Annotated in this window: 5 protein-coding genes and 1 pseudogene; 4 read left to right on the top strand and 2 right to left on the bottom strand. The window is 40.9% G+C overall.

All coding sequences use genetic code 11. The annotated features are described in order from the left end of the window. Positions 1-500, bottom strand: a pseudogene (locus VB691_RS06510) (hypothetical protein); the annotation flags it as partial. 59 nt (positions 501-559) lie between these two features. Beyond that, the gene (locus VB691_RS06515; RefSeq protein WP_323290659.1) at positions 560-2,167 is read right to left on the bottom strand and encodes an AAA family ATPase; all 1,608 of its coding nucleotides are present in this window, start codon (positions 2,165-2,167) and stop codon (positions 560-562) included. 145 nt (positions 2,168-2,312) lie between these two features. Here VB691_RS06515 and thrB point away from each other — a divergent pair, with 145 nt between their 5' ends. From thrB to VB691_RS06535, 4 genes are all read left to right on the top strand, one after another. Beyond that, on the top strand, positions 2,313-3,224 hold the full coding sequence (thrB, locus tag VB691_RS06520) for a homoserine kinase (RefSeq protein WP_323290660.1): 912 nt from the start codon (positions 2,313-2,315) through the stop codon (positions 3,222-3,224). A 24-nt stretch (positions 3,225-3,248) separates the two neighbouring features. Next, entirely contained in the window at positions 3,249-3,704 is a 456-nt protein-coding gene (locus tag VB691_RS06525) for a DUF29 domain-containing protein (protein ID WP_323290661.1), read from the top strand. Positions 3,705-3,788: 84 nt separating this feature from the next. Continuing rightward, on the top strand, positions 3,789-4,451 hold the full coding sequence (hisG, locus tag VB691_RS06530; protein WP_323290662.1) for an ATP phosphoribosyltransferase: 663 nt from the start codon (positions 3,789-3,791) through the stop codon (positions 4,449-4,451). 99 nt (positions 4,452-4,550) lie between these two features. Continuing rightward, a complete protein-coding gene (locus tag VB691_RS06535; RefSeq protein ID WP_323290663.1) occupies positions 4,551-7,016 on the top strand; it encodes an ATP-dependent Clp protease ATP-binding subunit in 2,466 nt (821 codons plus the stop codon). Positions 7,017-7,176: the final 160 nt, after the last annotated feature.

Genomic DNA, 7,176 nt, shown 5'->3' on the forward strand with positions numbered 1-7,176 from the left:
ATAGCTACTGCTGTTACCGAGGAGTTATGACCCGCCAAAGTACGAATCAGAGGACTATCAGGAGTGGTGAAACTCGCAGTCAGGGGACGTAACCAAATCTTGTTACTGTTGCTGAGTTGTGCATCTTTCAATAATCTCTCAATATCTGGACTGGGAAAACCCTGTAATCTTCCCCATAACTGTCCCACTAATTGGGTCGAGTCTTCATTTAAAATATGGGAGGATAACTGTAATGTTCGTTGAATGAATTTGAGGGTTTTGAGTTGTTCAGGGTTTAGGGTTTCCTCTGCTGCATCATCAATTAAATCATAATCCCTGATTAATGCTTCTACCCCAAAGTTATCATGATTGATTTTGAGAGCAATAAAATCAAAATCAGTTAATTTCAGGTAATATTCTTCTCCGTTTCCTGCTTGTAGCTGTACTTTTGGAAACTCACCCAGGAAAAAGCGTCTAAATTCAGCATTTTTTCCAGCTAACTGAGTTGCAATGTGTCCCATTAATTCATTACTTCTCCTTCATCACTAAATTATCATCTGTAAGGTGGGCATTGCCCACCCTACGTTGTCATCTCTTTTCGTAAATATTCAGCCATTTTTTGATTAACTTCTGTAAATAACCTCCTTCCTTTATCAAATTTACCCTTTCCTTGCAGAAACTCTAAGAAACTACGATGATAAATACTATAGTAAATTTTATCTTCTGTCTTATCTTTTCTTGATGTTATATACTCAAACCAATTCTTATTTTCTAACACCAACTTAACATCATACTCATCTAAATCTAAAATATCACCTATCATTTTTGATGAGATTTCATCACCCCTTGCTACCAAAATATAGAAGATTTTAACCTTAGTTTCGTTTGCTTCTTCCTCCATATTCATTTGTTCCCAATGTTTCTCATAATACGCTTGTAAACCTTCAGGTAAACCTTGTAACGTTAAATCACTATATTTACCCTCAGCTATCCAAGGTAAAACATAACGTAAATACATGAAATTATTTTCACTTTTCTTGGCGACTTCTTCAATAAAAGTCAACTCATTAATATTTCTTTCTTGAAGCCATTTTTTTAATTTATCCTTATTCTCTTTATCCTTTTGTAGAAATAAACCTATATATTCTTTAACATCTTGTTCACTAAATTTCTGATATTCTTCTTCTTTCAAATCTAAAGTTTTATATGTCGTGTCAGGAGAAGTCGTTAAGCGTCGAGTTTGCTGATTATAAGGTCTTCTCGTTAGCAAAAAATAAACCCCATTGGGGAGATTTTGCGGTAAATCTAACAGATTACCACTTCCCTCTTGTTCAACTTCATCCAAAGCATCAACCACAATGATTAATTGTTGTCCTTTTGATAGTTTTTCACTGGCTTTTTGCAATAGAGTCTGTAAATCAGCATTGTCTTGATTTTGCAGTCCATAACGTTTAATTAATTGTTGTCTAATACTGCCTAAAAACTTCTCAGGTTTATTTCTTCCTTCTGCAAATATATTGAAAAAACAAGGAACTTTTTTGGACAAAACATACTTAGAAGCAATGGCACTTTTTCCCATTCCCGCATCACCAACAACAGTAAAATAACCCTTGGTTTTGCTTTGTAGAAATTTATCAAATGCCTGAAAAACAAAGGTACGGCCACAAAATAACCGTGTTTTTTCCTCAATTAAAGCCCTAAACTCTGTAGGAATAACACCAAGATCCCAATCAGGATAATCACCCTTAACCTTAAACTTAGCTGCCGTAGTTCTTTTAGCACAGGAAATAAAAGCTTCCCCAAATTCTTCTAACTCAACTGCAAGCTCAAAATTAGCCTTTCTGATTTCTTCTTTTAACTCAGGTTTGTTGTTTAAAAATATTTCTACTTTTTGCAAAAACTCCAAAGGATTATTATTAGTATATGCAGCCCAAAAATCATCTTTGATTTTATATTCTGCCAGTAATTTTAAAATAGGTTGAGACTTAAACACTCCATATTCCACCAAAGCATAAGCATAAACAATATCAACGTTATCAGAACCCTGGATAGGAGCAAGCTTTAACTGCTTTAAAATTTCTGCAATGCGAGCATCTTTTTGAGCTTGATTAGATATAGTATCAATAACTTTAGGCAAGTTTACTATTATGTTTAATATCTGAGAAGCTACAGGAATAAAGTCAAACATAATGCTTATTCAAATAGTTAATGTATTCAGTGAACTGTTTTAAACGGCCCCATCGTGTCCGATTATAGTGGAATCACAACCCACAACCCAATTTGTAGCAAAAAAATATAGAATAACCAAAGAAATCTTAAAATAATGGCTGTTCATGACTACTGTTACCATTTCCGTACCCGCAACCACCGCCAACCTAGGCCCAGGTTTTGACTGTCTGGGAGCAGCCCTAACCCTTTACAATCAATTCCAGTTTACCCTAGCAGAAGAAAGCAGCCCAGAGCTTGAAATTACCGTCACCGGAAGTGAAGCACACCGCGTTAGTTGCGATCGCAGTAACCTAATCTATCAAGCCTTTGCTCATTTGTATCACCATTTAAACAAAAAAGCCCCTAGAATCGCCATTAACATCCGTTTAGGTGTTCCCCTAGCCAGAGGGTTAGGAAGCTCTGCTACGGCTATTGTCGGCGGGCTAATGGGGGCCAATGAATTAGCGGGAAAACCCCTCTCCTTGTCAGAAATTATGGAACTGGCGATCGCCATGGAAGGCCACCCCGATAATGTAGTTCCTGCTTTACTGGGAAACTGTCAATTATCCGTTGGAGAGATGGGAAACTGGGAAATTTGTCAAATTCCTTGGCATTCCGATATTATCCCCGTGGTAGCTATCCCTAACTTTGAATTATCCACCGAAGAAGCAAGGGCCGTATTACCCAAAACCTTACCCCGTGCTGATGCTATATTTAACATTGCTCATATCGGACTACTAATTAGAGCCTTAGAAACAGGCAACGGAATCTGGTTAAATAAAGCCATGGCCGATAAAGTCCATCAACCCTATCGTAAAGGACTAATTGAAGGCTATGAATTTGTACAAGAATCAGCTATGAAAGCAGGAGCCTATGGTATGGTCATTAGTGGAGCAGGGCCAACCCTTTTAGCCTTAACAAGTCCCCAGAATCTTCAATCTGTTGAAAGTGCCATGAAAAACGCTTGGACGCAACGAGCAATTAATTGTGAAGTGCGATCACTTACCATTGATACTCAAGGAGCAAAAGTTCAGTAATATAAAGTTAATTCAGTGGCCAAAATGCTAACACAAAATCATCTAAAAAATCTTTATGAAATTGATGAATATCTTTGGCTAGAAGAAACCATCAAAATTCTTAAAGAACACCGTTTAAATGACTTAGATCTAGAAAACCTCATTGAGGAGTTAGAAAGCTTGGGTAAAAGGGATAAAAGCAGAGTAAGTAGCTTTCTAGAACAGATTATTAGACATTTATTATTATTACAATATTGGGAACTAGAAAAGGAAAGAAATCAGAATCATTGGCGAGCAGAAATACAAAGTTTTCGGACTCAGTTAAGAAAATACTTGACAACTAATTTACAAAATTATCTAGTAGAAGAACTAGATAATATCTATGAAGATGCTTTGGGGTATGTTCAAGAAAAAACAGGCTTTTTTGTAGATTTCCCTGAAAAATGCCCTTATACATTCGAGCAGTTATCGACTCAAAAATGGTTCCCTAGTGAAGATTAAGGATAATTCTAAATTAGGCGATCATCTTTCCTGTGAGTCTTCTTGAGGATAAAATAAAAAGTATTTCTTGAAAATCAGCTAAACATGATTACCATTGCATTACCCAAAGGCGCACTTTTATCAGATTCCATTGAACTCTTTCAAAAAATCGGCTTAGATTTTAGTGGATTTTTAGACTCAAAAAACCGTCAATTACAAATTACCGATCCCACCAATACCGCCAAAGCCTTATTAGTTAGAGCAACAGATGTTCCCGTTTATGTCGAATATGGCCAAGCACAATTAGGCATAGTTGGCTATGACTTATTATTAGAAAAAACTCCCACAGTAGCCCATTTATCCGATCTAAAATTTGGCAGTTGTCGAATGTCAGTAGCCGTCCCCGCATCAAGTCCCTATCAACGGCCAGGAGAATTGCCCCCCAACGGAAAAGTCGCCTCAAAATTTGTCAACTGCGCCAAAGATTATTTCCGCCGCTTAGATATCCCCGTCGAAATCATACCCCTTTACGGCTCAGTGGAATTAGGCCCCATTACCGGAATGTCAGAAGCGATCGTCGATCTCGTTTCCACCGGACGCACCCTCAAAGAAAATGGCCTAGTAGAAATTGACACCCTATTTCAGAGTACCGCCCGTCTCATCGCCCATCCCCTCAGTTATCGCTTAAATTTAGATAATCTCAACCATTGGAGTCAACAAGTCAGAAATATGGTGTCCCAAGGTCAAAAAAACAAAAAGGTAGAATAGTAGTTAAGGCTACCAAAATGAAACTTAGATAACAGTAAAAAAAAGCTGTGCTAAAATCAGCTTACATGGGCAAGCAGCAGGTGATGGATAAATAAAGATATGTTTGAACGCTTTACAGAGAAAGCTATCAAGGTAATCATGTTAGCTCAGGAGGAAGCTCGCCGCCTCGGCCATAACTTTGTCGGGACGGAACAAATTCTTCTGGGGCTAATAGGCGAAGGGACTGGAGTCGCGGCCAAAGTCCTCAAATCAATGGGTGTCAATCTTAAAGATGCTCGCATTGAGGTCGAAAAAATCATTGGTCGAGGATCAGGATTTGTCGCCGTTGAAATTCCTTTTACCCCAAGAGCAAAACGAGTGCTGGAACTCTCCCTAGAAGAAGCCAGACAACTCGGTCATAACTACATCGGTACCGAACACCTTTTATTAGGATTAATTCGGGAAGGGGAAGGAGTCGCCGCTAGGGTACTAGAAAACCTAGGGGTAGACCTTTCCAAAGTTCGTACCCAGGTGATTCGTCAACTCGGCGAAACTGCTGAAGTGGCGGCTGGTGGTGGCCCATCAGGACGGACAAAAACACCCACTCTCGATGAATTTGGCTCTAATTTGACTCAATTAGCTGCCGAAGGAAAACTTGATCCTGTCGTCGGACGACAAAAAGAAATCGAGCGGGTGATCCAAATTCTCGGCCGTCGTACCAAAAATAATCCCGTTCTGATCGGGGAACCAGGGGTCGGTAAAACAGCGATCGCAGAGGGGTTAGCCCAACGCATCTCTGATAAAGATATTCCTGATATTCTCGAAGATAAACGGGTTGTTACCCTCGATATTGGTTTATTAGTGGCCGGAACCAAATATCGGGGCGAATTTGAAGAACGACTCAAAAAAATCATGGACGAAATTCGTCAAGCGGGAAATGTTGTTCTCGTTATTGATGAAGTCCATACCCTGATTGGGGCCGGGGCCGCTGAAGGGGCGATCGATGCCGCCAATATCCTCAAGCCAGCCTTAGCACGGGGTGAATTGCAATGTATCGGGGCCACCACCCTCGATGAATATCGCAAGCACATTGAACGAGATGCTGCCTTAGAGCGTCGTTTTCAACCCGTAATGGTTGGTGAACCAACCGTTGAGGAAACCATCGAAATTCTTCACGGACTGCGGGAACGCTATGAGCAACATCACAAGTTAAAAATCTTGGATGAAGCCTTAGAAGCTGCCGCTAAACTCTCCGATCGCTATATTTCTGACCGTTATCTACCTGACAAGGCCATTGATCTTATCGATGAAGCTGGCTCACGGGTACGCTTAATGAATTCCCAACTGCCTCCCGCAGCGAAGGAACTGGATAAAGAACTGCGTATCATCCTCAAGCAAAAAGATGATGCTGTACGTTCTCAGGACTTTGATCGGGCTGGAGAGTTACGGGATCAGGAAATGGATCTTAAGTCCCAAATTCGCGCTATCTCCTCAGCCAAGAAAACTGAGGGAGAGAGTGAGGAACCCTTCGTTGATTCCGAAGAAATCGCCCATATTGTGGCTTCTTGGACAGGAGTTCCCGTTAATAAGTTGACGGAAACTGAATCCGAAAAGCTCCTACACATGGAAGATACTTTGCATCAGCGTCTGATTGGTCAAGAAGATGCGGTGAAAGCGGTTTCGCGGGCTATTCGTCGGGCCAGAGTTGGTCTGAAGAACCCCAACCGTCCCATTGCCAGCTTTATCTTCTCTGGGCCGACAGGGGTTGGTAAAACTGAATTAACTAAGGCTTTGGCTGCCTATTTCTTCGGGTCAGAAGATGCGATGATTCGTCTCGATATGTCCGAATACATGGAACGCCATACCGTATCCAAGTTAATTGGTTCGCCTCCTGGCTATGTGGGCTATAACGAAGGGGGACAACTGACAGAAGCGGTGCGTCGTCGTCCTTATACGGTGGTTCTCTTTGATGAAATTGAAAAGGCTCACCCTGATGTCTTCAATATGCTCCTGCAAATCTTAGAAGATGGTCGCCTAACTGATGCCAAAGGTCGGACAGTGGACTTTAAGAATACCCTGTTAATTATGACCTCTAATATCGGTTCTAAGGTGATTGAAAAGGGTGGCGGTGGCCTCGGATTTGAGTTTGAAGATAACCAAAACGAAGCGCAATATAACCGCATTCGTTCCTTAGTTAATGAGGAATTGAAGAACTACTTCCGGCCTGAGTTTCTCAACCGACTCGATGAAATTATCGTCTTCCGTCAGTTGAATAAGGACGAAGTTAAGGAAATTTCGGAAATTCTCCTCAAGGAAGTCTTTGCACGGTTAACAGAGAAAGAAATTAATCTCCAAGTTACCGATAAGTTCAAAGAACGCTTAGTTGAGGAAGGTTACAACCCCGCTTATGGGGCAAGGCCTTTACGTCGTGCTATTATGCGCCTTCTCGAAGATGTTCTGGCGGAAGAAATTTTGTCAGGACGGGTTGGGGAAGGAGATACTGCCTTAGTAGATATCGACGAACAAGGACAGGTTAAAGTCTTCCGCAGCGAAAAACAGCCAGTCTTAGCCAAGGCAACTGACTAAATAGAATTAACCCTCAAAGCACGGCAGAAGTTTAACCCTTCTGCCGTTTTTTTTGATTTAACATCTTCGCTCCGCGAGAAATCCCCGCACAAGGAACGCAGTGCGAGGGATGAAAGCCAGGGCAGGGTTTTTGACACAAAACAAAAATCTTGTGTTCCAC

This window comes from Crocosphaera sp. XPORK-15E (assembly GCF_034931425.1).
Classification (GTDB): Bacteria; Cyanobacteriota; Cyanobacteriia; order Cyanobacteriales; family Microcystaceae; genus UHCC-0190.